This is a genomic window from Cytobacillus mangrovibacter (assembly GCF_042865275.1).
Lineage (GTDB): Bacteria > Bacillota > Bacilli > Bacillales > Cytobacillaceae > Cytobacillus > Cytobacillus mangrovibacter.
The window spans coordinates 34,451-61,228 of the sequence record NZ_JBIACJ010000005.1; the positions used below are offsets into that span (position 1 = coordinate 34,451).

The 26,778-nt window shown below is 33.7% G+C and carries 25 protein-coding genes and 2 pseudogenes; 11 read left to right on the plus strand and 16 right to left on the minus strand.

What is annotated here, in order from left to right:
- Positions 1–188: 188 nt before the first annotated feature.
- The gene (locus tag ACFYKT_RS10520) at positions 189–1,163 is read left to right on the plus strand and encodes a F510_1955 family glycosylhydrolase (RefSeq protein WP_389219261.1); all 975 of its coding nucleotides are present in this window, start codon (positions 189–191) and stop codon (positions 1,161–1,163) included.
- Between the two features lie 172 nt (positions 1,164–1,335).
- The gene (locus ACFYKT_RS10525) at positions 1,336–1,668 is read left to right on the plus strand and encodes a hypothetical protein (RefSeq protein ID WP_389219263.1); all 333 of its coding nucleotides are present in this window, start codon (positions 1,336–1,338) and stop codon (positions 1,666–1,668) included.
- A gap of 175 nt (positions 1,669–1,843) precedes the next feature.
- Here the strand turns inward: ACFYKT_RS10525 and ACFYKT_RS10530 are convergent, their stop codons facing one another.
- From ACFYKT_RS10530 to ACFYKT_RS10545, 4 genes and pseudogenes are all read right to left on the minus strand, one after another.
- Positions 1,844–2,173, minus strand: coding sequence for an antibiotic biosynthesis monooxygenase family protein (locus tag ACFYKT_RS10530; RefSeq protein ID WP_389219265.1), 330 nt, complete (start codon positions 2,171–2,173; stop codon positions 1,844–1,846).
- Between the two features lie 83 nt (positions 2,174–2,256).
- Positions 2,257–2,793 (minus strand): annotated as a pseudogene (sigK, locus tag ACFYKT_RS10535) (RNA polymerase sporulation sigma factor SigK); the annotation flags it as partial.
- Positions 2,765–4,378: a recombinase family protein gene (locus tag ACFYKT_RS10540; RefSeq protein ID WP_389219267.1), complete on the minus strand. Its 1,614-nt coding sequence runs from the start codon at positions 4,376–4,378 to the stop codon at positions 2,765–2,767. The pseudogene sigK and the gene ACFYKT_RS10540, both read right to left, overlap by 29 nt.
- Positions 4,379–5,113: 735 nt before the next feature.
- On the minus strand, positions 5,114–10,045 hold the full coding sequence (locus ACFYKT_RS10545; RefSeq protein WP_066396156.1) for a DUF4011 domain-containing protein: 4,932 nt from the start codon (positions 10,043–10,045) through the stop codon (positions 5,114–5,116).
- 590 nt (positions 10,046–10,635) lie between these two features.
- On the opposite strand from ACFYKT_RS10545, the gene ACFYKT_RS10550 reads away from it, so the two are divergent.
- Positions 10,636–10,821, plus strand: a complete 186-nt coding sequence (locus tag ACFYKT_RS10550) for a hypothetical protein (protein ID WP_066396158.1) — start codon at positions 10,636–10,638, stop codon at positions 10,819–10,821.
- Positions 10,822–10,846: 25 nt separating this feature from the next.
- Here ACFYKT_RS10550 and ACFYKT_RS10555 read toward each other — a convergent pair whose 3' ends face one another.
- Positions 10,847–11,011, minus strand: coding sequence for a hypothetical protein (locus tag ACFYKT_RS10555; protein WP_157087836.1), 165 nt, complete (start codon positions 11,009–11,011; stop codon positions 10,847–10,849).
- A gap of 5 nt (positions 11,012–11,016) precedes the next feature.
- On the minus strand, positions 11,017–12,060 hold the full coding sequence (locus tag ACFYKT_RS10560) for a hypothetical protein (protein ID WP_066396161.1): 1,044 nt from the start codon (positions 12,058–12,060) through the stop codon (positions 11,017–11,019).
- 107 nt (positions 12,061–12,167) lie between these two features.
- Between ACFYKT_RS10560 and recJ the strand changes: the two genes are divergently transcribed.
- A complete protein-coding gene (gene recJ / locus ACFYKT_RS10565; RefSeq protein WP_389219270.1) occupies positions 12,168–13,883 on the plus strand; it encodes a single-stranded-DNA-specific exonuclease RecJ in 1,716 nt (571 codons plus the stop codon).
- 74 nt (positions 13,884–13,957) lie between these two features.
- Here the strand turns inward: recJ and ACFYKT_RS10570 are convergent, their stop codons facing one another.
- The 4 genes from ACFYKT_RS10570 to ACFYKT_RS10585 all read right to left on the minus strand — a co-directional run bounded on the left by ACFYKT_RS10570 (position 13,958) and on the right by ACFYKT_RS10585 (position 17,727).
- The gene (locus ACFYKT_RS10570; RefSeq protein ID WP_066396164.1) at positions 13,958–14,251 is read right to left on the minus strand and encodes a hypothetical protein; all 294 of its coding nucleotides are present in this window, start codon (positions 14,249–14,251) and stop codon (positions 13,958–13,960) included.
- Entirely contained in the window at positions 14,248–16,641 is a 2,394-nt protein-coding gene (locus ACFYKT_RS10575) for a hypothetical protein (protein WP_066396167.1), read from the minus strand. Before ACFYKT_RS10575 ends, ACFYKT_RS10570 begins: the two co-directional genes overlap by 4 nt.
- Before the next feature lie 221 nt (positions 16,642–16,862).
- Positions 16,863–17,324, minus strand: coding sequence for a hypothetical protein (locus ACFYKT_RS10580; protein ID WP_066396171.1), 462 nt, complete (start codon positions 17,322–17,324; stop codon positions 16,863–16,865).
- Between the two features lie 169 nt (positions 17,325–17,493).
- A complete protein-coding gene (locus tag ACFYKT_RS10585) occupies positions 17,494–17,727 on the minus strand; it encodes a hypothetical protein (protein WP_066396180.1) in 234 nt (77 codons plus the stop codon).
- Between the two features lie 357 nt (positions 17,728–18,084).
- Between ACFYKT_RS10585 and ACFYKT_RS10590 the strand changes: the two genes are divergently transcribed.
- The gene (locus tag ACFYKT_RS10590; protein ID WP_157087879.1) at positions 18,085–18,147 is read left to right on the plus strand and encodes a tetracycline resistance efflux system leader peptide; all 63 of its coding nucleotides are present in this window, start codon (positions 18,085–18,087) and stop codon (positions 18,145–18,147) included.
- Between the two features lie 33 nt (positions 18,148–18,180).
- The gene (gene tet, locus ACFYKT_RS10595; RefSeq protein WP_066396181.1) at positions 18,181–19,557 is read left to right on the plus strand and encodes a Tet(L)/Tet(K)/Tet(45) family tetracycline efflux MFS transporter; all 1,377 of its coding nucleotides are present in this window, start codon (positions 18,181–18,183) and stop codon (positions 19,555–19,557) included.
- A 533-nt stretch (positions 19,558–20,090) separates the two neighbouring features.
- Here tet and ACFYKT_RS10600 read toward each other — a convergent pair.
- From ACFYKT_RS10600 to ACFYKT_RS10610, 3 genes and pseudogenes are all read right to left on the minus strand, one after another.
- Positions 20,091–20,471 carry a hypothetical protein gene (locus ACFYKT_RS10600; RefSeq protein WP_066396183.1) on the minus strand — a complete coding sequence of 127 codons (381 nt, stop codon included), beginning with the start codon at positions 20,469–20,471 and terminating at the stop codon, positions 20,091–20,093.
- Entirely contained in the window at positions 20,468–20,737 is a 270-nt protein-coding gene (locus tag ACFYKT_RS10605; protein WP_066396186.1) for a helix-turn-helix domain-containing protein, read from the minus strand. The genes ACFYKT_RS10600 and ACFYKT_RS10605 overlap by 4 nt, the downstream gene beginning before the upstream one ends.
- Before the next feature lie 272 nt (positions 20,738–21,009).
- Positions 21,010–21,210: pseudogene (locus tag ACFYKT_RS10610) on the minus strand (RNA polymerase subunit sigma-70); the annotation flags it as partial.
- 180 nt (positions 21,211–21,390) lie between these two features.
- Between ACFYKT_RS10610 and ACFYKT_RS10615 the strand changes: the two are divergent.
- The gene (locus ACFYKT_RS10615) at positions 21,391–21,552 is read left to right on the plus strand and encodes a hypothetical protein (protein WP_389219273.1); all 162 of its coding nucleotides are present in this window, start codon (positions 21,391–21,393) and stop codon (positions 21,550–21,552) included.
- 86 nt (positions 21,553–21,638) lie between these two features.
- On the opposite strand, the gene ACFYKT_RS10620 is transcribed toward ACFYKT_RS10615, so the two are convergent.
- Together ACFYKT_RS10620 and ACFYKT_RS10625 are read right to left on the minus strand one after the other, a co-directional pair.
- Positions 21,639–22,064, minus strand: a complete 426-nt coding sequence (locus ACFYKT_RS10620) for a VOC family protein (RefSeq protein WP_389219274.1) — start codon at positions 22,062–22,064, stop codon at positions 21,639–21,641.
- A 68-nt stretch (positions 22,065–22,132) separates the two neighbouring features.
- Positions 22,133–22,345, minus strand: coding sequence for a DUF3951 domain-containing protein (locus ACFYKT_RS10625; RefSeq protein ID WP_389219276.1), 213 nt, complete (start codon positions 22,343–22,345; stop codon positions 22,133–22,135).
- A 266-nt stretch (positions 22,346–22,611) separates the two neighbouring features.
- Here ACFYKT_RS10625 and ACFYKT_RS10630 point away from each other — a divergent pair, with 266 nt between their 5' ends.
- Complete coding sequence (locus ACFYKT_RS10630) at positions 22,612–23,175, plus strand: hypothetical protein (protein WP_389219277.1); 564 nt, start codon at positions 22,612–22,614, stop codon at positions 23,173–23,175.
- 183 nt (positions 23,176–23,358) lie between these two features.
- On the opposite strand, the gene ACFYKT_RS10635 is transcribed toward ACFYKT_RS10630, so the two are convergent.
- A complete protein-coding gene (locus ACFYKT_RS10635; RefSeq protein ID WP_389219279.1) occupies positions 23,359–24,069 on the minus strand; it encodes a hypothetical protein in 711 nt (236 codons plus the stop codon).
- Positions 24,070–24,311: 242 nt separating this feature from the next.
- Between ACFYKT_RS10635 and ACFYKT_RS10640 the strand changes: the two genes are divergently transcribed.
- From ACFYKT_RS10640 to ACFYKT_RS10650, 3 genes are read left to right on the plus strand one after another with little or no spacing between them, the layout of a single operon-like run.
- A complete protein-coding gene (locus ACFYKT_RS10640) occupies positions 24,312–24,923 on the plus strand; it encodes a TetR/AcrR family transcriptional regulator (RefSeq protein ID WP_389219281.1) in 612 nt (203 codons plus the stop codon).
- The gene (locus ACFYKT_RS10645; protein ID WP_389219283.1) at positions 24,907–25,839 is read left to right on the plus strand and encodes an ABC transporter ATP-binding protein; all 933 of its coding nucleotides are present in this window, start codon (positions 24,907–24,909) and stop codon (positions 25,837–25,839) included. The genes ACFYKT_RS10640 and ACFYKT_RS10645 overlap by 17 nt, the downstream gene beginning before the upstream one ends.
- Positions 25,836–26,618, plus strand: a complete 783-nt coding sequence (locus ACFYKT_RS10650; protein WP_389219285.1) for an ABC transporter permease — start codon at positions 25,836–25,838, stop codon at positions 26,616–26,618. Before ACFYKT_RS10645 ends, ACFYKT_RS10650 begins: the two co-directional genes overlap by 4 nt.
- Positions 26,619–26,778: the final 160 nt, after the last annotated feature.

Sequence of the window (26,778 nt, forward strand, 5' to 3'; positions counted from 1 at the left end):
TATGGCACAAACATTCTACCTCCCTTCTCTTTATAGTAAAATATGCTTCAAAAAACGGGATGGCATAGGCGCATGTGTATTTTATATCCTGTTTAGGGATGAATCTTTTGCTTCTGCCTTGCTATATCCGTTACTATGGGAAGGGTAAGGAAAGATAGTATGAATAATCATCAGTTGGAGTGAAAAGCATGAACAAGTCAAAAAAGTATTTTCTATCATGTATGATTGGCTTTGCCTTAGTAATGGCGGGCTGTTCAAACGATGGACAAGATAAAGACAAGCAGGCTAAGAAAAAAAGTGAATCTGTTCAGGAAAGCAATTTTGAAATCAAACAAGCCGTTCCCCAGCGGATCGAACGCATAAATGGGTTGGGATACCCTGGAAATGATGAAGGACTTTATATTGCTTCACATGAGGGAATAAAAATATTCTCTGCTGAAGGCTGGCTCGAGGGAACATCGGAAAAACATGAGTACATGGGGTTTCAAGCAAGTGAAGAGGGATTCTATGCAAGCGGTTTTCCAGAAGAAGAGGATTCAGATACGAAGGCACCGCTTGGACTAGTGAAAAGCTCTGATAAAGGCGCATCACTTGAAAAACTTGCTTTTTACGGTGAAAGTAATTTCCCATTTTTGTCATCGGGCTATCAGAGTGACATCATTTATATCATCAACCAAGAGAAAAATTCTGCACTTGAACCTGGCGTATTTTATTCAGAGGATGAGGGACGTTCATGGAAGCCAGTTGGATTAAATGGTTTTGATGCTGATACACTCGGTATGATTGCCGCTCATCCAACAAACAGCAGCCTAATGGCCATGTCCACAAGAAGCGGAATATTTATGTCTGAGGATAAAGGGGAACATATGAAAATGGTGACAGAGCCTGTCATGGCAACAGCCTTAGCCTTTTCAGAAGATGCCCTTTATTATTCTGCTGCAAAGGATAATAAAGTTCTTTTCTATCGAATGGATTTGAAAACAAAAGAGTCTATCCCACTTAATATCCCTTATCTAAATTACGATAATCCGGTTACGTTTATTTCTGTTAATCATAGAGAGGAGCAAACCCTGTCCTTTGCAACCTACTTAAATGATGTTTATGAGTCAACAGATGGCGGAGAAAATTGGAATTTGTTATTGAAGAATGGGAAGATTGAGTAGCTTAATAAAGAACCTCAGGCAAGTAACTTTGCCTGAGGTTCTTTATTACTATACATGGATTAGGACAGGATTTCTTAACTACCTTCTTTAATTAAAACATGTTAAAATGATATTACTCTATTAGAACCTGATGATTCAATGGAGCAATTTATCAAATGAGAGGATGATTCCCATGGAAAAAAAGCTGGATTTAATACTTCGAAAGCTTAATGAACTAGATACTATTAAACACGAGCTTCAAGATGTTAATTCCCAAATGAACAGTCGTTTTGATACAATAGACATGAGAATAGCCAATATGGACGTAAAATTGAAAGATTTCAAAGATGACCTTACTGATATAAAAGCAGGAGTTCATCGAATTGAAGAAAATGAACCAAATGATATTACTGCACTCTTAAAAAGAATGAATAAAAAACAAGATAATAATGATTCTGCCATTGATATACTAAATAAACGTTTATTTAAAGTCGAATCTGCTGTAGAGCGAGTCACAAATCAGTAAAATAAAGTTTAATTATTACCTACCCCATATATTTTAATCACCGTTATTTTACTCTCATCACCACCACATTTAGTAACTTCAGTTTCTTAACAGTGCCTAAATCATTGATGCATAATTATAATTGAAAAGGGGCATCTTCCAGTCAAAAAACAACTTAGGCGATACCCCTTCTTTATTATTTCTGCTGTACTGCTGCTTTTTTGACTGCCTTTACTTCATATAATCCGCCTTCAGAGCTAACAATATATTCCGGCTTTGGTTTTCCTAGATTTGCTTTATGTCCAGCGATATGTTCTTCACTTTTCTCCCACTGTTTCCAGTACTCTTCTGACTCCCAGCGAATCATCACAATTACCTCTTCATCCCCACGGCGGCTTTTTTTCACCATTACCGTTGAATCAATAAACCCATCTTGTTTCTCGATAATTCCTTGGCTGCCAAAACGGTTAACGACTTGCTCTGCATTTCCTTCAGTTACAACAATTTTTTTCATTTGGACAAACATGAAAACATCTCCAATCACTAGTGATACTCATATAGTAATTGATAATGATTTTCAATGTCAACTAATATGTTTTTATCAAGTTCTCAATTATTTTTCCGCTTCTCCTTCTCTGCCCGGTAAAATTCATGGAACATCTTCATCAACGCCCGCTTTTCAATCCGCGATACATAGCTTCGAGATATACCCAACTCTTTGGCAATTTCCCTTTGCGTTTTTTCCTTCTTCAAATCAAGGCCAAATCTGCCTACAATGACTTCTTTTTCCCTCTCATCCAGAACACCGATATATTCCTTTACTTTTTCAAGCTCCATATTTAATTGGATTGTATTGATGACATCCTCTGAATCCGATTTAAGGACATCGATCAAGGAAATTTCATTCCCTTCTTTGTCCTGGCCAATTGGATCATGAAGTGAAACATCCTTCTTGGTCTTTTTCAAGGCTCTTAAATGCATGAGGATTTCGTTTTCAATACAACGAGCCGCATAAGTCGCAAGCTTCGTCCCCTTTCCTTCTGAATAGCTCTCAATTGCCTTGATCAACCCTATCGTACCGATGGAGATGAGATCTTCCGCATCTTCACCCGTATTTTCAAATTTTTTGACGATGTGACCATGAAGCAATGTCATCTAAGAGCCCTTTAACTGCGATTCCAACCTTTTCACTCTTGGCATCAATCGTTATTTCTTCAATTAGCAATTCCATTAATTCACGCTTATCCTCGAATGTCATTTCATCTTTCTCAAACATGTTCTCTATTGTATTAAGTATCATATCTACTTGTTCATTCGTCATTACACAGCTTTCTTGGCTTTCTTTCTTCCTATTTAATACATCAATCTCATTAGTAATTTTCGTTATCTCTTGATTGATTTTCTTCATATCCTTTAGCATCTCATCTTCTGTAATCACTTGAGCCACCACATACATGCGTTTCACACGGTCTCTTTCATCTGCTTTTTGCTTCAGCTGTTTCTCTAATTCCATCAACTCATTATCTAATCCGTCATCTTTTTTTATCAAAAGGTCTTTCGCAGCTTCTTCAAACATTTCACGATTGCCTAACGTATCATAAATCAAGTTCATAATATATTTGTCAAGCAAATCAACTCTAATCGTTTGGGATTCACATTTTTCTATTCCATCACCGTACCGCTTTGGATTTAGATTCGGGCATCTATAAACGGCGTATTTTTTCTTTTCACCAGTTTTTTTATCCACGCGCCCATTATAGGTAGTACATTCCCACATGCGTCCGCAGTGCTTGCAGCGTATCATCCCTTTAAATAAATAATTAAATCTCACATTTCCACGCTTTTTTATATTCTTTTCTTTTTGTTTTTGAGCTAGATTATATATTTTTTTATCAATTATGGGTGGAACATCTACCGTAATCCATTCGGATTCATCACGGATTTTATATGTTTTTTTCTGTTTTCCTGATGCTGTTCTTTCTCCCCAGACTTTTTTCGTTTCACGTCTGTTGTAAATATATTTACCGATATAGATTTCGGAAGTTAAAATCCTTCGGATAGATGTAGCACCAAAATTGTTACTTTGAGCTCGTTTTGGTACCGCACCCTCTTTAAACAACTTCTCCCCTATTTCACGAAGCGTTAATCCCTCTAAATACCACTTGTATATCCTGTTTACAAATACAGCTTCCTTTTCATTAATATAAAGCTCTCCATCTTTATAATCGTATCCGTATGGAGGTGTACGCATGGGCATAATCTTTTTATCTTTTTCAACCGCACGAAGTCGTCCACGAATAGTACGCTTTCTAATTTGAGCCAATTCATATTGAGCAAAAACAGAACGCATATTAAAGAACATTTGTCCTTCTGGGGTATTTTGGTATTCCGTATCGATAAAAATAATTTCTACATCTTGTCTGTCCCATTCTTTGCAAACAATCAATTTATCCGTTAAATCTCTTGTCAGTCTGTCTGGATCGGTAATAATAACTTTATGGATGATACCATTCGCAGTATCTTCTCTGAGTTCATTCATCTTAGGACGATCAATGTCTTCCCCACTTCGACCTTCTTCTCGATAAACTTTTATTTGAGACTTTGAATAGCCCAGTTCTTTGGCTCGTTTCATACAAAGTTCTTCTTGTGTCTCTAAGCTATAACCTTCCTCAGCTTGATTTTGTGTGCTTACACGAGAGTAAATTCCTATCATTGATATATCTCCTCGCATTTACCTTGATATCATTATTCTTATCGTTCTGTGCCTTTTCATAAACCTTCTTCTGTTAAATCCCTTACATATACCTATGTATATTCAAAGATTCTTCTTTCATTAAAAGTATAGGGTGTTTTTTGCAATCGAAACAAGACAAGGGAATAACTTACCACTTCAGTTTTCAACACCTTTTTGACAATTGTTTGGAAAGGCAGGATTCGACATGACAGTTATCGAAGCAAGTATGAAATATTTCAGGGAGGGAAAAAGAATTGGATATTCGTTGTCCTGAGTGTGGTATTTATTTCGATTACGCAGATGAGGTGGTATTAGATGAGGCAAATACGCTCACTCACACATCATGCTACTCAAACGCAATATCATTTAAAAAAGATTCTGGTAAAACCATGGATATACTTCAAAAGTATCCTTTCTTTCACAAATCTTCACCCGTAAATTAATATAAAAAAGCCACCTAACACAAGGTTAAGTGGCTTTCTTCAAGGCTTTTTTGACGAGGAACTGCGCTAGCATATAATGAACCTCTCTGACAATTTCCTCATCAACTTTCCTTGGGTTGGGGTGATAGACAAATTCAAGTTGTTTTCCCAAGCTCCAATCACCTCTAAGACAATCTATGAGGTGACCAACTTGTCTTAGTACAAAAAGAGTTTGGCGATATATCCCAAGTTTTTCATCGAATCTCATGGTGATCTCTTTTTGGGTTGCTTTATAAATTTGTGTTTCTAATTAAGTAGTTACACTGTTTATATCTCTCACTTTATTTGCAATCGAATCTGCTATCTCTTGTTTCCTTTTCACCCAATCTTGTGACCAAATTCTTTCGATTTTCCAACCCAAAGACTCTAAAACGGATTGTCTTAATCTATCACGGTCTCTGGCAGTTTTTGAAGAGTGGTAGGTTGCACCATCGCATTCAATGCCTAAAATATATTGACCTGGAAATTGTGGATCAACGACCGCCAAATCAATGCGATAACCAGAACATCCGACTTGTTTTCTTAGTTCTAAACCTTTTCTTTGTAGTGTTCGATAAACATCTTCTTCAAAAGGACTATCAAAATCAGCATCATCTTCGATTCCAGCATTATAGCTGAATTCCCCATTGCTTTTCGCATATGCTAAATAACTCTTCAATAACTTTGTTCCCCGTTTGTTTAATTTAGCATCATCTAAGTCGATATCAAGAATACTTGAAACAACTTTGATTTCCTTTTTTGCCCGAGAGACAGCTACGTTTAACCTTCTTTCTCCCCCATCATGATTAAGCGGTCCAAAGTTATAATACATTTGACCATGAACGTCTTTTGCGTATCCTACACTTATGATGATTGTATCTCTTTCGTCTCCTTGAACATTTTCAATGTTTTTGACAAAAAACGATTCAAGATGATTTTCGCTAAAGAAATCTTCATGTTCAGGATGCTGCTTTCTAAATTCATCAATCTTGTCCCGTATAGCAATTTGTTGGGGTTCACTAAATGTGATAATTCCAAGTGAACGATCTTTTGATCTTTTAATATGTTCAAAAACAAGCTCCGCAACTTTCTCTGCTTCTTTCAAATTCTTTTTTGACTTTCCTCGGTCATAAACGCCATCCTCTACATAAATATTTGATATGCCATCATGTTCACTTTGAATAGAATTTGGAAAAGTGTACAATTCGTTGTTATAAATTTCTTTATTGGAAAAAGCTATTAATGACTCCTGCTTGCTTCTGTAATGCCACTTCAATGAAATTTGAGGCATAAATAACAAGCATTCATCCAAAATACTCTCAAAACTTTCATAAATCTCTTCGTCTTCTTCTTCGATAAATTCATCATCCATTTCAATTTGGCTTGCAAAAAAGGATGTCGGAGGAAGCTGTTTATCGTCCCCAGCAACAATTAATTGTTTTCCTCTCATGATTGTTCCGATGGCGTCCTCTGGTCTGATTTGGGAGGCTTCATCAAAGATGACCACATCAAAGTTCAATATTGATGGATCGATAAATTGACAGACAGAAAGCGGACTCATCATCATACAAGGTTTAAGTGCCATAATTAAGTCTGGCATGGTTGAAAAAAGGTTCCGAATCGATTTATGTCTTTTTTGCTTTTGAATTTCACGTTTTAAAATAGCGAACTCGGAACTTAGGTGAGCAGTAGTTTCTACGTAATTTTCTTTTCGATCTGTTAATATTTCATGTACCCTAGCACTATTAATGTCAATTTGCAACACATCAAATTCCTTGAACTCCTTAAGCAATCTTTCATGCTGGTCGATTCGAAAATGTTTTAACGCTGGCAATACACTATACACATTATCTAGCCATAATTGATAAAACCGTTTTAAAAAGACCTTTTCAAATGAAGCATTTAACTGATCTTCTTCGATCATTTTATTAATAAAATCTTTAAGCCCTAATTCATATACATTGCTACGAGCTTCCTGATAGGTAATCCATTCTTGAAGTTTATTTGCATTTTCCGCTAGCAAATCTAGAATAAAAGCCATCTGAGATAATTGTGCATTAAAAAATGCCTGTCCATTGAATTTCTTTTCATCGAAAGGAAATATTTTTTGATAAAAATTGATTTGCTTTTCCAATGATTCTCTCTTTCTTTCTAGCTGAGAACAATTTGATGAGAAGTAAGCAAATTTATCAGGGTCATTAATTACTTCAACGAAAGCTATTGGAAACCATCCCTGATAATTCTTTTCAGCGTTCACAGTCCAATTGATCGCTTCTTTGACCGAATACCAATCTGTTTCATAGCCTTTGAACATCTTTCCGTAGAGCAATGAAAGGGTGTCTGACTGATTTTCTATTTCCCCTTCCATGTGGTTTATGTCATTTACCGTAGAAAACAATTCCTCAATTTTTTTCAAATGGATATCGGAACTGTTTAATAACAAAGCCTCCACTTCATTTTTAGCGTTAATGATTTCATTGATAAAAACAATTATTTCATGAAACTCACTTTCAAAGTTTAAGAAATTTGTATTTTCATCTAGTTCCCATAGCTTTGGCATAAATTCTATTCGCAAGTTTTGGACTTCTTCATGAAAACTTTGATATAGAGACCTTAATTGATCGATAATTTCTTTAAAATCTATGATTGTCTGATTTTCTAATTGCAGAACAAATGATAAGTAAATGTCTTTTTTGTCTTCGTTCATTAAGAATGTATTCAACGAAAATATCTTTTCAACATGTGATGAAATCATTTCCCAATCTGTTTTTTCGCTATTAAATCCTCTTCCGAAAAGCTCCGATAAGTAGCTGTTTTGCTCAGCAATTTGATTCTTCATTTCTTTTAACGAGTTTAATGAACGAAGTTCTTTAATTATTTTTTCATGTTGCAGTTTCTTTTTATCAAGCAAATACGATTTAATTAATGTTTTATCTCTTTTGAAATTCTTATTAAAATGGCGAAGAAAAGAAGAGTATTCTTGGATATATCGATTTAAAATCCCTTCTAAATCCTCTTCTAAAATTTTTAAATCAAAATCTGTTTCGAGCTTTTGCTTTTCTGCATGGAATGATTGGAATAATTGAATATTTTCTTTAATTATCTTTCTGATTTCATCTTTTTTCTCCATTTCAAACCATTCTTTTGTCGGCTGAGGATTATCTCTGATAAAATCATAAAGTTTCTCCAAAAAAAAGATGTCTTTCTCATTTATATTTTTCGTATGTACCCTGGTTAAAGTTTGAAATTTCTTATTTATTTTGTCTATTTCATAATAGAACTGAATTATTTTTTCGATTGAACTTTTGATTTTCTGCTCGTTTTTAAATGATTTATCGATGAAATTTTCATAGTCATCTGTATAATTCAGAATTTCTTTTTTGTATTTTGAAGTAATAGTATCGTGAATTTTATGATGATCGATATTCAAAATATCATTTTTATATTTCAAAAAAAGTTCTTCTTTTATAATCTTTATAGATGAAAATAAGGATTCAAAGTGTTCAAATTGATCCTTAGCTTTTTCTAATAATTCTCTTCCATTTGAACCGAACCAATTGCTCGGTGCGTCAGGTTTATTGATAATCATTGTATTTAAGTCAAGGATATGGTCAATACCACCTAGAGAGAGTTCCCCTTCAAAAGACACCATATTCGCGGTTTTTTTAAACTCATCATATAAATCTCTGATATTTTTTGCTAAAATAATAAAATTTGCTTTAATATTGGATTCCAAATCAAATGTTGAGTCTTTTGGAATTGCTCCTTTCCATAAATGTTCATCCTCTTTACCGATTAAACTTTTCATTTTTTCAAGTCTGATTAAGGTCTTTTTCATTTCCGTTAATCGTTCATTATTAATTTTTTGAACTTCGGGAATATCAAAAAGCACCACAGGTGTATCATGCAACGCTGATAATTTTCCATGTATTTTTTGCACTGTTTCGTTCAATGGATCGACCGTTTGATGCAGTGCTCGCACATATAGATTTAGTTTATGCTTAATCTCGTCAAATTCTGAGAAAGATGGAGACTTATAATCAGGCGATTGTTTTTGATCGATTGATTTTCTTAATTCCTCTAAAACCGCTTTTTTGTTGGCATTATGGCTGTGCAAGTCTAAACAGTAATCCGAAAGACCTTTTTCATCGATTCTTTTTTTCACCACTTCTAATGCAGCTTTTTTCTCACTGACAAATAATACTTTTTTTCCTTGTGCTAACGATTCAGCGATAATGTTTGTAATGGTCTGGCTCTTTCCAGTTCCTGGAGGTCCTTGAATCACAAAACTAACACCGTTTTTCGCCGCTAAAATAGCTTCCTGCTGACTCGAATCTGCGTCTAATATTTGAAATGATTGCTCCGATGTTCCCTTATGGTCAGCTATTTTGATATCCTCAATATTTTCGCGGTCACATATGTCTTTTTCTTGCTTAATGCCAGCCAAGGTCTGTATAAAAGTGTTTCCCTTTACATAATCTTCATATTGCTCAAAATCCTTAAACATGACTAACTTATTGAAAGAAAATAACCCGATATAGCTCTCCGATGTAACCATCCAATTATCTTCAATTTTTACTTGCTCTGAATATATTTTTAACAAATCATCAAATGATTCGTATTCTAAATCTTCAAGGGAACTTATCTTCACTCCGAAATCGATTTTTAGTTTTTGTTCCAAAACTGGATTAAAAATCACTTCATCTGCTTTATACATATAGTAAGGTTCTCTTGCCGTATCTCGATATAAAGATAATGGAACTAGGAACAGGGGAGATTTTAGAATAATATTGCTTTGCTCAGCCTCTGTCCAATTTAAAAAACCGCACGCCAAATAAAGCGTGTTGACCCCTTTTTCATCAATTGATGACTTTCCTTTTAATCGAATCTCATTTAATTGTTTTTCAAGTTTCTGTTTTAATTTGATGATATTTTTATAAACCATTTCGTCTGTTTCTTCTTTGCTGAGTTCCTTTTTATTAGCGACTTGGATTTGTTTCCTTGCCTCTCTCTCTAAATCAATGTGAGCATTCACCATTAATTCTTTTTCATTATTTAAAAGATCAAATACCTCGCAAGTTTTAGCATCAACTCTTATCGTTGATTTAGTAGTTTTAAAATTTATTAATCGATTTCTTTTAGAGAAATCTAAAAGTCGTGATTTCCACATTTCAATTTTCTTGTCCAATTTCACATCATTCACGGAAAAATTCTCCTTTCTTCTCGATAAAAGAATGCCATATTATTCCTATGTCTATTTTACTATTATGACATATCGGCTAATAATAGGGAATTGCCTGAATTCTTTAATTTAAGCTGCCTTAATTGTTAAATTGTAATCAAAAATGCAAGTTTTTATGATTAGAAGTTTTAAAAAAAAGGAGCTTGCGCTCCTTTTCATAACTCCTATTGTCCTGATTGGATTTTTATCGGTTCCTTATATCAACACAAATTCATTAATTTTATACGTCAATAAAAAAAACATAATGAAGCAGTGCCATTTCAAACCTCCGAAAGGTAATTCCTATTTTTCCAAATAACTTCCTAGTCCACTACTTTCAAAAAATATCGATAATGAGTCGGTGAACACTCTCGTCTCCCCCTAAAATTTCAATCTCATTTTTTCTTCATTTTAAATGATTTAACTACCATAGTGTCAGCCCCCCTATTTTAATGTTTTTTGGGGATTGATTTTAAATCAGAAAGCGAAGGATATTTTCAAAAACTAACATATTATGTTAGGTAGTAGGGTAAATATAAATATAAATGGAAATATCGAAGGGGAGTTTTAAGATGAAAGTCTACCCATTACACTTAAGAAAAAAAAGAGGCAATTATAACGAACCTTCATATCTACAACAAGAAATGGCTAAACTTAATGAAGAGTTTTCTAACCTATTTAAAGACTTGGAAGCATTAAAAAATCATATAGAATACATCGATAATAAGTACACAAAAAAAGACGCAAGGAGAACATAATCCTTCGTCTTTTTCTTTGCTATATTTATCGAGTATTTACGACTCTTCTGATTTCTTTATCGTATTGTTCTAGTAATTTTTTATTTTCCTCTTGTCTTTCCCGTCTGATTCTTTCGAAAGCACTGATATTTTTTCCAGCGTTGCTTGATCGTTTTTTGCGTCCACTAACCTTAACAATTACATTACCCATACGAATCAGCCCCTTTTCTTTTTACTAGTGTTATACTCGTACAACTTAAAGGCTGTTGAAACTACATCCGCAAGTCTATCTATATTCATTTTACCTGAAGATGATTGAGGATTCAATGCATGCTTATTCCGTTCATTAATAATTACAGTATAGACATAAATTACACCATTCAATTCAACAACAAACGAAATGGTTGAATGATTGTCCGTTTCCCAATCATAGATTGACTCTAAAATCTTAATGAATGAACGATTTTTCATTTCTTTATCATCCAAATCCACTGTTTTAGGGATGCTTTTACTTACAACAGAGGCATACTCAATGATAAGTTGCTCTTGTTCTAATCGATAGATAGCATATTTCCCCACTAATTCCATCGTACTAAAAGACAATACGCCTTCTGTTTTTCGACGAATCTTTTCTAATAATTTTTCAGACAAGGAATTTACAAATTCTATTTCTTGCTCTGCTTCAGCAGGTAATCTTACAGAATCATTCGCCATCTTTTTCAAATCTTTTTCAAATTTTAATATCATTTCGTCTTTCTTTTCAATTTCTTTATCCCAATCTTTAAATAACTCAAGCGCTTGTTTGAACCGAAATACATTGCCATTAATTAAAAAATGTGCAAACACATCATATTCTCTTCGGTGATTTGCATAGGCACGAAAATGGAAGAAATCCTTTTTACTTTCATCAGTCATATCAAACAATGTTTTTATTTTTAATACATAATTTATTAAAAAAAGCACAATAACTGTAAGTACAAACGATAATATAATAAATCCAAACAAAATATCTATGCTGAAAAACCACCAGATTAAACCAGTAACAGGAAAGATAATGAGTGATCTCCAGCTGAACACTTCTTTAGCAATGACATAAGCCTTCTTCCACTTTTTCTTATTCAAATCATGTTCAAAATGTACATCGTCCTCACCAACTTTTGGTATAGACTCTCTAATAGATTTTATGTATGGATCAAACTTGTCACATGCCACTTCTAAATTTTCTAGTGTAAGTGTTTTTTTAGTTGCAATATCCCCCAATATCGTTAACCTACTTTCCATTCTTTGTATAATATAATTATAGCAAGAATCTTATTAAATTTCATATTTTTCCAAAATCAAAACTGAAGGTATAAAGTTGACTAATTTTGGAAATAATTGTGATAACAATTATTTTTGGAGTTGTTCATGTGACGATTAGTAATCATACTATCTGGCAACCCTTTATCCCATCGCTAGATACTCATTCAAAAAAAGATTTGATTCATTATTTAGCAAGACAAACATCAATCAATCCAATCTTAATGTTTGGGCTAGTTAAGAACGGAATCCAAACCGAAGACCAAATTTGGAAATTCTTATATCCCTCCATTCGTGATTTACATGACCCTTTTTTATTAAATGATATGAAAAAAGCAGTCATACGAATTATACAAGCTCTGAAGCAAAAGGAACCCATCATGATTTTTGGAGATTACGATGTGGATGGCATTAGTTCGTCAACATTACTCTATAAAGGTCTCAAATTCTTTGGAGCAAATGTATCCTTTCGTTTACCGATTAGACATGAGGGATATGGAATTTCTCCAAAAGCAATCGAGGAAATATCTCATCGGGGCGTTTCGCTAATCATTACCGTTGATAATGGTTCGAGTGCGTATGACGCTATGAAAGTGGCGAAAGAAAAAGGAATTGACGTGATTGTCACTGATCACCATGAAATTCTAGGCGAGTTTCCCAACTCTTATGCCTTTATTAATCCAAAGCGCTTTGATAATAAATACCCCTACCCTAATCTTTCTGGAGCAGGAGTTGCTTTCAAATTAGTACAAGCACTCTTTCAAGCAACATCCAATTTCTCTTGGGAAAAATATTGTTGGGATTACATTGAATGGGCAACACTTGGAACCATTGCTGATTTAATGCCTCTTAATGGAGAAAACAGAGCCATCTGTTGGCTTGGGATTCAAAAGATGAATAATAATCCCAATCCAATTTTAGAAAATTTATTTGATTTGTTGCATATTTCTCATATTGACAGCAGCAAAATAGGATTTCAAATCGCCCCCATTTTTAACGCTGTTGGTCGTATTGATGATCCAAATATCGCTGTTCAGTTATTAACGAATCCTTTTGCAAGCCAACAAGAGCTGAAAAGTTTAATCGCCATTAATCGTTTGCGACAAGCGTTAACGAGCGAGCAATACAAGCAAGCGGAACAAGAAATTATCAGGAAAGGATGGAACCAAGATAGGATTATTGTGATAGATGGAGATTTTCACAATGGGATTATTGGGATTATCGCGGCAAGAATAACGGAGAATTTCAAAAAACCCGCAATTGTGATTTCAGAATCAGGCATTGGTTCCGCAAGAACCTTACAGGGTTCAAATTTTTCTATTATAAAGCCGATTAATGACTGCTCAGTACACTTAAAAAGGTACGGAGGCCATCAAGGGGCAGCTGGTCTAACGATTGATTTAGAGAAAATAGACGCATTTAGAAGAGACATACAGCTTACAACGGGAAATGGGGCAAAGATTGAATCAATCATTCACTACGCAGATCAAATGGATATTAAACAATTTCCTGACACACTTTTTGATGATTTAGCTGCTTTAGAACCTTTTGGAATTGGAAATCCCAAACCGATTTTTTATTCTCCTTCTATCAAATGGTTTCGCCTTGAATTATTTGGCAAAGAGAAAGAGCATGCCAAATTGACAATCAAAAAGAAAAGCTTGTTGGCTTTTTCCAAAGGAAAAATATTCAAAAATAACTTCTCTTCATTTGAATTTTTATACACGCCAAACTGCTCAATTGAACGAAATTTCCTCATTCATGACATTCACACATTTCAATAGAATATAAACCATATAGAGAGAATTTATCAAATTCGTAGACCACCTATACTGTCTGGTGGTTTTTTTAATCAATTTCATTTTTTTAACGGAAAATTATTCATTATGTATTTATAATAATTTTGAAAAACTGCCTGTTTAACCTCAAGCCCTGTACATGTAAAAGGCTTCATGCGAATCAGTTTAGCTTTACCCTTTAACAAAATGCGTCTTACTTGGCGATCGCTTAATTCCATATACTCTGCAATGTCACTTGTTTCATATTGAGCATTATCGTCTACTTTTTTAAAAACATTGGTTGGCATTAAGTAAGAGAATGGGTCTAACCCCATCCTCTGACAATAATCCATAAAATCGGTGTAACTCATCATGTTAATGACCGCTCCTTTAATTTATCCATGTCATTCTCTAAATTGGCGATAATCTTCTTAACTTCCTCAATCTTGCTTAATCGATCTTTTTTCTCTAAACCATATTCTTTCTTAGCGAGACGCGGAATTCCAAGTGTTTGAAGCATTTCTTTGTTCTTTTGTAATTCTAAGTTCAGTGCTTCAAATGCTTCAAAATCAACTTCATTTATAGTTTGAATTGGTTCTTCCGTTTCGATTTGAACCTCATTCATAACCTCGCCATCTGATAAATCTTTCCCCTTATATTCGGCAACACCCAATGGATTATTCACTTTTTCCCATTTTATTAATTTAGAATGTTCGAAAGGAAAGTCCAGTGCATTTTTAAGAACACTATAATAAATTTTCAATGGGACAGCTTCTTGATAGTGCTCTTTGTTTATTGAACTTAGGCTGTGAGTAAATCCTTGATCATTTCCTATACTGTGACGACAATGAATCTCGGCTACCCTTACCTTCCATTCGTTAATCTGGGGATCGCGAATCAAGGTCTTGTTGATAATTAAATTGTTGACTGTATGACGTGTTTCATAATAAGCAAAATTTGATACCTCTTCTGGATCAAGAAAAGGAAATTCGTGCCTCCATCTTCTAATGAACGTAGTTAGTGAATTCGGATTACGGTACTGCATACTTGGAATACGTTCATCGGAACGGAAGAGGTAACCTTTTCCTTTATCGAATTTGCTTAATTGTCTTCCATACAACCAACGTAGATAGTAATTTAAGAAATCAGCAAGTCTTGGAACAATTATAGTCCCATATTCAGGGGATGGAGAATATGTCCCTTTACTTATTTCCTCATCAATCCAAAGTCTAGACCAACCTTCAGGGTCATTAATGTTTGTTCGCACAAAATCATTTTCAGTTTCAGAAAAGAGATACTTTTTTAGAAATCCAAAGTCTGGGTGATTTGGATCTTTTTCAATATCTAAATGCTTGTCAATATCAATTTCAATCATTTCAAGTGGACGAATACCTGTTAAAAATCCAGTTAACATTACAGCAGCACTCTTAATCGGAAACCGTAAACCTCCATTAATCGCACCAACTTCGTTCCGAAGCAAAGTCTTAAAACATTCAACTATGTCTTTTCTAGTACCGTAAAACTTTACTCTTGGATTAAGTGGCTTAGAAGCTTTTGTTGGTGTTTCGTTTTTAAGGGCTTTATCAAAGCGCCTTTTCATTAAGAATAGTTTGTCACGCTCCATTTTACTGTCAAATACGAAGCTTTCATTATAACTTCTTTCTAGTTTTTCATAATATTCTTCTTCCCTTTTCATAAGATAATAATAGAGAAATGGCTTTAATACATTGGTACAAGCCTTTTTAGAACCATCCGATTTTAACCCTTTATAAATTGAAAGGAGGTCATTCGATTCAAATTGTGAAAGGTCAAAATTCAATTCACGAATCCGAGCCTCTTCTTCTGGCATTAATTCCCTAAATGAATTTTTTGTTACCATTCCCCAATAATTTTCAATTCCTGCTCTTCCGCAAAGAACTTTATAAAAGTATCTCTCAAGTGCACCTCTATATCGTTTAGCAGCTGTCTCTTTTTTTATTGGTTCAGGAAAATATGTCTTTCCATCAAATTCAATTTCAACGCCTTTTAAACGATCCTTGAAATAAGAATCGATTAAACTGTTCAATTGATTACTAAAGTAAATCGTATAATCTACACCTTCTAAATATGACTTATTTTTCCTGGATATAATTTCCTCAATATTATTCACAATCCATTCTTTGTTCCAATGTCTCATGTTAAGCTGAGCAAATTTCATTTCTTCATCGGATAATTTTCTTTTTAATGTTTGGGCCAGGTTCTTAGAATTAATGTTTAATTCACTAGCGATTTCTGTAAGATTAAATGCGTACCTTGAAGAAATTTCTTTTAAATCATCTTCAAAGAAGAGGTATTTTTGCTGAACCTTGTGGGGTAAAAAATCTTCATAAGCGACAATATATGAAGTTTCTTTAATAATAGTCCCCAAGTAATTTTGTTCAAGGGTACCTGGATCGCATTTTATGATTTTTGCCGCATCAACGATTCCAAGTAATTTTCTGCCTGTTTCTTGTTCAATTTGCTCGGGGCTTGGTAAATCCTCAATATAGCCTAATTCAATTAACCTTGGGACAACCCGCTTTTTAAAGCTAGCTAAACGGTCTCTCCTTCTGTTTTTGATGTGCATATAATCGGGGTCATCTGTCGAAGGAAGTGGAAGGTCTTTGTTTATTCCTTCATATCCCATCTTATTGAACAATTCAACCAATTCTTCGACAGTATGAAATCCGAGATCGTTTAGCATTGAGACTAATCTGTGATTAAATCCAACTTTATCAATTTCCATACTTATCACCTCTATATATAGTATGTTCAGACACAAGGGACATTATTCATACTTTTTTGTCGATATAAATTTCGAAATATCAACATAAAAGTATGTTTTATGTCCGATATGTCCGTTTATATAAATGTCTTGTTATATCTATACATAACAAAAAAACATCCATCTTTTACCACGAATTTTTTCTTAGAGATTTGGAAAAATAAATAATGAAATGAGGGGATTTAGTGAATGTTTTTATAAGCACTTATAGTGATATTTAATCCTAATCCTACCTTACGAAGTGTTTCCCGTAGGTCTTCAAAATTCTTTTTATCCTCTTCTGTCAAATCAACAAAGCTATATAATTCATCATTTGGATATTGGCTTAATTTATAATACAAATGCTCCAAAGTTTTTTTATCCCTTTTAGAAAGTGTTCCTAATTGTTCCCCAGTAGTCATGCCGAGCCAAATCCCATTTAATACATCTCCTAATTCAGCTGTCACCAAATTCGGTTCTGACCAATTATTATTAATCTGATGTGCAATCAAACCTTCCAATTCCACTAAATTATGCTGAACCTCTGTGACAAGAACTTGTTCTTTAACAAAATTCATCTTAATAATTCCCCAAGCTACAATTGCGATAAATAATATGTTTAAACCTATTGAAATACAAAACAGCACTTTTTTCTTTTTGCTCAATTTTCTCTCCCCCCTCCTTCTAAGATTTTACTATAAAAATCCACCCCTCTATTGAACTGTCCTGCACCTTTACTTCAATAAGAAAGAGCTATTCTCCTTATTGAAGAATAGCTCCCGATTATTGAATATCGCTATTAAACTAACGCACCTGTTAGTGAAAAAGATGCGTTCAATCCATCTGGTAAAAATCCTTCAATTTCAACCATGTTTCATACCAAAATGTTTTTTGTTTTAATGGTTTTTCTATTTCTATTTCCTCTCCATTTTTTATTAGATACACGGTATTATCGTTAGCTTTTATCTTATCTCCAAAATTAAAAACAATGTTAAAACAGTCCTTTTTATATTGGTTTTCTCTTTCATCCGACCATTCTGCTTTTGCGATTGAGAATCTACTTTTCAAGTTAAATCAGTCCTCTTTGTTACTCGTGATTTCTTACAATATTTTCACTGTTATACATAGAAAAATCAAGTTTTGTTATTGAACTAACCTGCTCCTTTAGTTTAATAACTTCAACAAAAAAGTGCCTTAATCCTTCTGGGATAAAAGCACCCTTTACTTTAAGTGTATTTCTTCACAAACTTAATGGCTTGTAATAAAAAATGATATTTCTAAATCTCTTTTCATAACAGGAATGTTGCTTCATTACAATCATTAAAAAGAAGCTGTAATCACAGCTTCTCAAAGAACGAGGAATAGTTTTGTATCCTATGCTATATGTGATAAAATATATGAATCATATTTTAGGAGGAGTTATTTATGAAGTGCAATAAATATAATTGGGTACATTTAAAGAGGGAGAACGTATCAATAACCCTATAAACTACGTAGACCCTCATTATTGGAGGGTAAAATGTGAATATATCTCATTCACAGTCAAATTTGCGCCATAATCAAATTTTATTATGGCTCTGTGTTCTTTCTTTTTTCAGCGTTTTAAATGAAATGGTTTTGAATGTTTCATTACCTGATATCGCCAGTTATTTTGATAAGGAACCAGCAAGTATAAATTGGATAAACACAGCGTTCATATTAACTTTTTCCATAGGAACAGCTGTATATGGTAAGCTATCGGACCAGCTAGGCATCAAAAAGCTACTCCTATTTGGGATTATAGTGAACTGCATCGGATCAGTTATCGGGTTTGTTGGACATTCTTTCTTTCCCGTACTTATTTTGGCTCGGTTTATTCAGGGTGCGGGTGCAGCTGCATTTCCAGCACTTGTAATGGTTGTTGTCGCGCGCTATATTCCAAAAGAAAATAGGGGTAAAGCATTTGGCCTTATTGGGTCCATTGTAGCAATGGGAGAAGGTGTGGGACCATCTATTGGCGGAGTGATTGCCGAATATATCCATTGGTCTTATTTATTGCTTTTGCCAGTTGTGACGATTATCACTGTTCCATTCCTTGCAAAATTATTAAAACAGGAAGATGTAATAAAAGGCTCTTTTGATACTGTAGGAATAATATTCATGTCTGTAGGTATTGTATTTTTTATGATGTTTACGACATCTTATATAATTTTCTTCCTAATCGTTAGCATAATATTTTTTATGATGTTTGTTAAACATATTAGGAAAGTATCTAATCCTTTTGTTGATCCTGCGCTAGGAAGAAATGTCTCATTTATGATTGGAATCATTTGTGGAGGACTTATATTTGGAACTGTAGCAGGATTTATTTCTATGGTCCCTTATATGATGAAAGATGTGTATCAATTAAGTACTGTCGCAATTGGAAATGGGATTATTTTTCCTGGGGCAATGAGTGTTATTATTTTCGGTTATATTGGTGGATTGCTTGTTGATAAGAAAGGTTCTTTATTTGTGTTAACAATTGGAGTTGCATTTCTTTCTATCAGCTTTTTAGTAGCTGCCCTTTTTATAGAGACAACACCATGGCTCATGACAATTATATTAATTTTTGTTTTTGGGGGGCTTTCTTTTACGAAAACAGTTATATCCACAATTGTTTCAAGTAGTTTGGAACAAAAGGAAGCTGGTGCTGGAATGAGTTTGCTTAATTTCACAAGCTTTTTATCAGAAGGAATGGGTATTGCAATTGTAGGTGGGTTATTATCGATACGTTTGCTAGATCGAAAATTACTACTTATAAACGCTGATCCATCCACTCATTTGTACAGTAATATGCTACTTCTTTTTGCGGGAATCATCGTCATTAGCTGGCTGGTTACTATGAATATATATAAACACTCAAGAAAAAATATATAAAAGAGTCAAAGAATCCATTTTGAATAATTGTTTTTCAAAATGGATTCTTCTTTAGAAAATGAATCCAATGTTAAATTCTTTAAATTGTTATACATAGCAAATTTTCCTTCTTCAACTATTCTGCTCCTTTAGCTGCATAGCAATAGCCACTCTTTTTTTATAAATTTTCTATCAAAAGTGAAAATCCTTCTTCCACTAACCTGCGCCATTAGTTTAAGTATATTTCTTCACAATCTTTACAATGAAAGTAACATTAATATCCAACAAAAAATCATCTCACCTCTAGAAATTTATAGAGATGAGATGATTATAATCAAACTTTATTATAAATAATCAATCTTTTTTATAAAGCTACAGAAGCGTTGCCTCTTGCCATGAATCCTTATTTACATCACCTGGTATAAAAAAAATATTTTTGCTTGTTAAGGGAAAAGAATTTCGGTATTTGAACAATTGCGGGAATAGCTGCCCTTTTTGTTTGATTTTTGTTTTAACTTTTCCATTATCCTCTTTCCAACCTAATCAGTTATTATTTAGATTGACTCTTTTTCGTTTAGCAAATAATTTGTTAAAGTATATGTTTTTTCATATACAGATTCAAGTTGTTTTTTTAACTTGTCATCATCCTGTTTACTAATAAGCTGTTTTAATTTTCCTAGTAATTCGTTTTTTTCTTTTTTAGGGTTGTATAAGTTTATACCCCGTTTGAAAAGTTCTTTGTTCTCGATTAATTCCTTTAAGTTTCCCTTTGAATGACAATTGATGCAATGCCAATAGGATGTAGCAACATCCATGTTGGCTTCTTTATTACACTGAAAACAACTAAAAATCAAATCATGTTTATGAAAAACATAATCAATCTCATTTTCTTTGAAAAAAGAAAGCACTATTAATTTGAGACTGTTCTTTCTCAATTTGCCAACTCCCTGATTGAAGAAGGTCGTATTAATGATTTTCTCAAAAATTCTTTGAAGTCAGAACCGTATACTACATATTTCCTTCCGAAACAAAGAGATCTAATTTTTCCTTGCTCACAATACCTTCTTACTTGCCTTACAGATAAGCCCATATAATTTGCCAAATCTTCAGGAGTTAAAATACAGCCATCTTCAATTTCTTCTAATGTTTTTGGTAATTTAGGGGTCAGACCAAACCTATCTTCTTTAACTAATTCTTCCATGTATTTTTCTCCTTTCTTGACCGTAATGTCATCATATATATAATATGACCCCTGATTGGAAAACATATACAATATAGGATGATTTTTATTGAAGGTTATTAGATGATAATTTAGACAACTCTTCTACATAAACAAAAATTATATTAATGACAATACAGGCTTGTCCTTTACAACAAGAAACTTAGATTTACCCTTTCTAATCAGTTCAAAGGATGCATTAATAACATAGGATATATTAATGTGGTTTTGACATTGCTTCATATTCATATTGTCTTGACAATATGGGCGACAAGCCTTAAGTTATGTTCAATCAGCATGTTTCGGGCATGTGAATCGCCAGCAGCCATCAGCTGCAAATACTTTTTTTCGTCAGCAGCAGATAGCGGTTGAGGAAATGCATTATTCTTTACATAAGAAACAAGAAAGACAATCTCCTTAACTAAATAGCCAAGTGCAGTTAAAATCCCAGACATTTTTCCACCCCCGCTTTCAAGGACTTTTGCCTATACATAATTCCTATGTAGCTTGGGAGTTGTTTTTGTCTGTCCACTCATATATTTTCTATGGGGAATTATTTCCAACCGTCTTTTTATTGGACAACGCTTGCATTCTTTCGCTAAAATAAAGTTAGAATACTTTGAGGTGGGAAAAACTTGATTAACCGTGTAGTATTAGCCCTCGTTTTTGTAATTGTGTTATTAGCAAGCCTTGCAGAGATTATTTATGAAGGCTTTTCCTTAAAAACGATTTTGTTGTTAGCTGCAACCGTTATTGTTATTGCTTTCTTATGGAAGATACCAGAGAAAAAGGATTAACGAAGTGGTTTGCAAATTACTCCATGTGGGGGAAAAGGTATATTACAATGAGTTTTTAGCGTGAATTCACATATGGATTCACGCTTTTAAGTTTCATTATAAATAAGATATTTTTCTTTAAAACTTGGGCTTAGTTCACTCCATACATCAAATTTATTACCATCTAAATCATAAAAAACAAAATTTCTTCCTGAGTGTCCCCTATCTTCAATCTCATCTACTCTTATTTCCTTTTCTATAAAATCCCTATGTATCGCCTCTAGTGCATTCAATCCATTCACTTCGAATGTTAATGAAAAACGCTCATTACCGTAAATATCAATAAAGTTGGAGCTTTGATTTTCATTAGACCTCACAAGAAAAATGCTCTGATTAGCAAAGTTTAAAATAGCTTTATCCTCATCTTTATAACTTAACTCTGCTCCCAATTTATTTATATACCAATCAGAAGATTGCTCAACATTGGATATTGGTATATACGTAGTTCCTATCCTTAATAATTTCTCAGTCATTTTTCAGTTTCCTTTCTAATGATTATTAATATCTCTAATTAGGAACACAAACTATAAATGAACGCCAATTATACGGTCTTGTTATTATCAGTTCTTTCTTCATATTCACTGTTATGTTTTGTGTCTTGAATAGGCAAACCCTGATTAACATCGATTTTATTACTCATAGTAATTTCATCATAAGGCGTGTATCTATTGGAAGGTGCAGATTTCTTCTTAAAAACCCTGTAGCAAGCATAAACAATGACAGCAATAATAAACAAGGTGTAAATATAGGCCATTGCATAAATCACTCCTAGAATAGTTTACTTAATATACTATTCTATCGAAGGGCAGTATAATCCTTTCTTCTAAAGAAACAGCATTTTACAAAAGGCTCTATTTAACTAGCCTGTTGATTTTCGCTCCAGTCACTCGCTTTCCTTAGGGTGTAAAAATCAACAATTTGCTTTAACACAGCCTAGCAAATAAAAGCCTTCCTTCAGAATGCATGCTTTCAACGTGTAAGGCAGAAAATAAAGGAAAACAACAGAAAGCTGTGGTCTCCTTGTGTAAAAAATTTTTATTAACTTGTATCATTATTTTTTCCCTATTTTCAAGTGGGGGTGGTGCCATACTCGCTTCAGAAGATAAAGTAACAGCCACCCTTACTATGACAGTATCAACAACTGTACAACCTTCGGGTCATACAAGGAAACCGATTAAAGGTGCTAGAGTAATTGTAATTAATTCATTAGGAGAAATAATTGGACATATGCTTACAAGCTCGGAGGGTATTGCCAATATTAAGGTAACAGTTCCAAAAGACCTTCGATTTCCTATGAAAAATATGGGCGAAGTAACTGTTATTGCAATCGCTAATGGCTATAACGAATATATAAATTTCAGTGTCCCTATTAATAAATTCGGGGATAAGAGAGCAAGCGTATTCCTTCCTTTATGGGAAGTAGATCCTACTACAAGAAATGAGCCACAATTTAACGGTAACTATCATCGATTTACTGTTTTTAAGATGCTGAATTTTTATGCGGACAAGATTGGATTAGTTAGACAAAATTTAAAGGATAAATCAATCGAACCTCCGCCATGGAGTCCTGATATCATCCAATAAAACAAAAGGGAAATTTCCAGCAAAGTGAATTAGTATCTTACCCTGCCTTATTAGCTTAATAAGTTCAACAAAAATAGCGTTAATCCTTCCTGAATCAACGCAAGTACTATGGGGATATTTATTTTGAATGATATTTTGGAGATAAAATAAAAGCTAATTTTTATATTCTTAATGCAGTTAACTTTAAGGCTTATAAACATTAAAAGTAGCAGATTCCGCTTTATACATCTTTCCATCCCAACCATATTTAAATTTTATACTGCCTATGTATGCCTCAGGAATAGTTACATAAACATTTGTTAATCCGTATAGAATCCCCTCTTTAGGCTCATAAGTTTCTATTGCCCCTACTCCTGGAGTATCAACAGGAGTGTAGTACCCAAATTTTGAATAGTCCACTACATATTTCTCTTTGCCAATTAACACAGTGATTTTATTCCCTTTTCGTTCTATTTTTACAAGTCGCTTAACGGCATCATTAATGGATTCAACTGGTACCTCTTCATATTTCCTATTAGGGTCATTTACTTGATTTAAAACATGAATTTCTTTTGTTGATAATGACACACCTGCTCCAGAAATCAGCGCAACTATAACATCCTTTCGTCCATCGCTATTAATATCCTTATAAAATAATTTAGGGCCAAACTTAACATTATACCAATTTGGAAAGTTGTATAATAATTCTCCACCAACACTGTCCACCCCACCGCCAACTTGAACAGTAAAGTTTTTTGTTGCCATGCTATCTACCTTATCTGCTATAAGAAAGACATTTTCGTACCACACATCAGAAATAATATGTGATGTTACAACTCTCTGGATCGCATATGCCTTTTCGGTTTGAAAAACTATAACCATTATGAATAAGCCTATAAAAAATTTCTTCATCATCTTCACCCCTTCTATTTATGATTTCCAATAGAAGGGGATAATTGAGGGTCTTTTGAAAACTAACCATAACTTTCTTATTAACTAGAAATGATTCTTTTAGTAACTTGCTTGTGAACGGTCTCTAAACTCCCTTTTAACTATTTGAATTGAGAGAAAATTATTTGCAATATTTGACGTCTTCAAACATCCATGATATTTTATGACTATAAATTCAAATTTAGTCATATAGTTAGGAGACTGCAATGGCAACCGCATTTACAGAAAGCGAAAAAGAATTAATCAGAGACAAACTTAAACATGTAGCAAGACAATATCTTAGTCAGTATGGTGTAAAAAAAACAACCGTTGATCAGCTTGTTCAATTAACAGGTATTTCGAAGGGTGCTTTTTACATGTTTTATCCGTCAAAAGAAATCCTGTTTTTTACTGTACTGGAGGATTATCAAGAACAGTTGATGGCTGAATTTGCGGAAAAGCTAAAAAAAATGACTGAGATACGCAAGGGGATATTTGCAGCATTGCTTGTTGAACTTTTTCAAGAGGTCAGACATTCTTTTCTTATGACCATCATTAAAAATCAAGAGTTTGAAAACTTAGTAAGAAAGCTTCCTCAAGACATGATCATGAATCATCATTCATTTGATAACGTATTAGCACAAACTGTTTTCTCCTATGTAAAGCTAAAAAAGGAATTCAGTATTGAAGTTGCAGCAGCTTCGTTAAGAGCAATATTTATGAGCCTCCTTCACGTAAAAGAAATCGGAGAAAAAGAATTTGATGAAGTGTTAAAACTGCTTATTCACAGTGCAATACATCAATTAATCGAGGAAGATGGTCATGAAGGAAATTATTAGAACCGAAGAATTAACGAAAGTGTTTGGAAAACATTATGCAGTAGACCATGTCAATCTATCGATCAAAAAAGGAGAAATCTACGGTTTTTTAGGATTAAATGGAGCAGGTAAAACGACAACGATCCGTATGCTCTTGGGGATGATATCACCTACAAAAGGGTCGAGTTTTCTTGACGGAAAAAAAGTATCTGCAGGAAATACTGCTATTTGGAATGAAGTTGGATATATGGTTGAAGCCCCTCACTCTTATCCAGAGTTAACAGTCGAAGAGAATTTAGAGATTGTCCGAAAACTAAGAGGGATGAAAGATCGTTCTGCTGTTTCTAGAATTATAAAGATGTTGAAGCTTGAAATATATACGCATAAGAAAGCAAAACATCTATCATTAGGAAACGCACAAAGATTAGGAATAGCCAAAGCTATGATTCATCAACCGAAAATATTGATTCTTGACGAACCTACCAATGGTTTAGATCCAGCTGGAATTATCGAAATTCGAAAATTATTACAGGATTTAGCTAGAAATGAAGCGGTCACTATACTAATTTCAAGTCACCAGTTAGATGAAATCTCGAAGGTAGCAACGAATATCGGTATTATAAATAATGGAAAATTAGTTAAAGAAATCAATAGTTCTCAGCTTGAAAACCAATTACGGAAAACATTGCTGTTAGATGGAAAAAGAAAAACTGAAATGATTTCTATTTTGACTCAATCTGGCTATCAAGTGACTACCTTTTCTGAAGAAAATGAGGATGTTCTAGAAATAAGGAATATGGATGCTATACAACATCCTGACAAAATTGCTACATTACTTGTAGAGGCTGGACACCCACCAACATTATTAAAAATTGAAAAAGAAGATTTAGAGACATACTTCCTCCGAATCATAAACAATGGCGGTGGAGTAAAATGAACAAACTAATCGTATCTTTTTCTGTCGAAAGAAAAAAATTCTTTCGTTCAAAAATTCCATTCATCACTGCCTGTGCATTATTACTCGTGCCATTTATCGGTGGGTTATTTATGTTTATTTTGAAGGATCCTGTTTTTGCACAAAAAGTTGGGATTATTTCTGCGAAGGCCCAGATTGCAGGAACAGCTGATTGGCCATCCTATTTTGGCCTCCTTGCACAAGCTATATCCATAGGAGGATTATTAGTTTTTGGATTTATCACAAGCTGGATGTTTGGAAGAGAATATTCCGATCGAACAATCAAGGATTTACTTGCCCTGCCAATATCAAGAAATACCATTGTCCTTTCCAAATTTTTAGTAATCGTTTTATGGTGTTTTCTTCTTTCCATTATTGTCTTTATTATTGGATTAATTGTTGGAGCTTGGGTAGATATTCCTGGTTACTCAAAAGAAACGCTTATTCATGGATTGACCACTTATTTTGTATGCTCGATTCTGACCATCTTACTCTCTGCCCCAGTTTCTCTCTTTGCCAGTATAGGTAGAGGCTACTTATCACCATTGGGATTTGTTTTGTTTACAATGGTTCTGGCCCAAATTATTGCCGCGACAGGTTATGGTCAATATTTCCCTTGGGCCGTGCCGGCATTGTTAAATGGAGTTGCAGGAAATGAAAATATAGAATTGATAAATATTGCTGTCTTTATAGTTTTATTTACAAGTTTCATTGGATTTTTAGGAACTTTATGCTGGTGGAAATATGCTGACCATCATTAAATGTAATAATTTATAAATTTTAAAAACCTGATCCAAGCGTTCATAATTATTACGCTTAGGATCAGGTTTATTTCGCATTCACATCTAATAGATGAATACCGAAGATATTTCCTTCCACTGTCCATTTGGACGTGCAAAAAATGGATAATTTCAACATGAT

Coding starts and splice junctions, on each gene's coding strand:
- ACFYKT_RS10645 (WP_389219283.1), top strand. CDS start 24,907: ATGAAGGAAATTATTAGAACCGAAGAATTAACGAAAGTGTTTGGAAAA.
- ACFYKT_RS10625 (WP_389219276.1), bottom strand. CDS start 22,345: ATGGCCTATATTTACACCTTGTTTATTATTGCTGTCATTGTTTATGCT.
- ACFYKT_RS10525 (WP_389219263.1), top strand. CDS start 1,336: ATGGAAAAAAAGCTGGATTTAATACTTCGAAAGCTTAATGAACTAGAT.
- ACFYKT_RS10555 (WP_157087836.1), bottom strand. CDS start 11,011: ATGGGTAATGTAATTGTTAAGGTTAGTGGACGCAAAAAACGATCAAGC.
- ACFYKT_RS10570 (WP_066396164.1), bottom strand. CDS start 14,251: ATGATGAGTTACACCGATTTTATGGATTATTGTCAGAGGATGGGGTTA.
- ACFYKT_RS10520 (WP_389219261.1), top strand. CDS start 189: ATGAACAAGTCAAAAAAGTATTTTCTATCATGTATGATTGGCTTTGCC.
- ACFYKT_RS10575 (WP_066396167.1), bottom strand. CDS start 16,641: ATGGAAATTGATAAAGTTGGATTTAATCACAGATTAGTCTCAATGCTA.
- ACFYKT_RS10620 (WP_389219274.1), bottom strand. CDS start 22,064: ATGACTGAGAAATTATTAAGGATAGGAACTACGTATATACCAATATCC.
- ACFYKT_RS10540 (WP_389219267.1), bottom strand. CDS start 4,378: ATGCGAGGAGATATATCAATGATAGGAATTTACTCTCGTGTAAGCACA.
- ACFYKT_RS10550 (WP_066396158.1), top strand. CDS start 10,636: ATGAAAGTCTACCCATTACACTTAAGAAAAAAAAGAGGCAATTATAAC.
- ACFYKT_RS10640 (WP_389219281.1), top strand. CDS start 24,312: ATGGCAACCGCATTTACAGAAAGCGAAAAAGAATTAATCAGAGACAAA.
- ACFYKT_RS10635 (WP_389219279.1), bottom strand. CDS start 24,069: ATGATGAAGAAATTTTTTATAGGCTTATTCATAATGGTTATAGTTTTT.
- ACFYKT_RS10650 (WP_389219285.1), top strand. CDS start 25,836: ATGAACAAACTAATCGTATCTTTTTCTGTCGAAAGAAAAAAATTCTTT.
- ACFYKT_RS10605 (WP_066396186.1), bottom strand. CDS start 20,737: ATGGAAGAATTAGTTAAAGAAGATAGGTTTGGTCTGACCCCTAAATTA.
- ACFYKT_RS10530 (WP_389219265.1), bottom strand. CDS start 2,173: ATGTTTGTCCAAATGAAAAAAATTGTTGTAACTGAAGGAAATGCAGAG.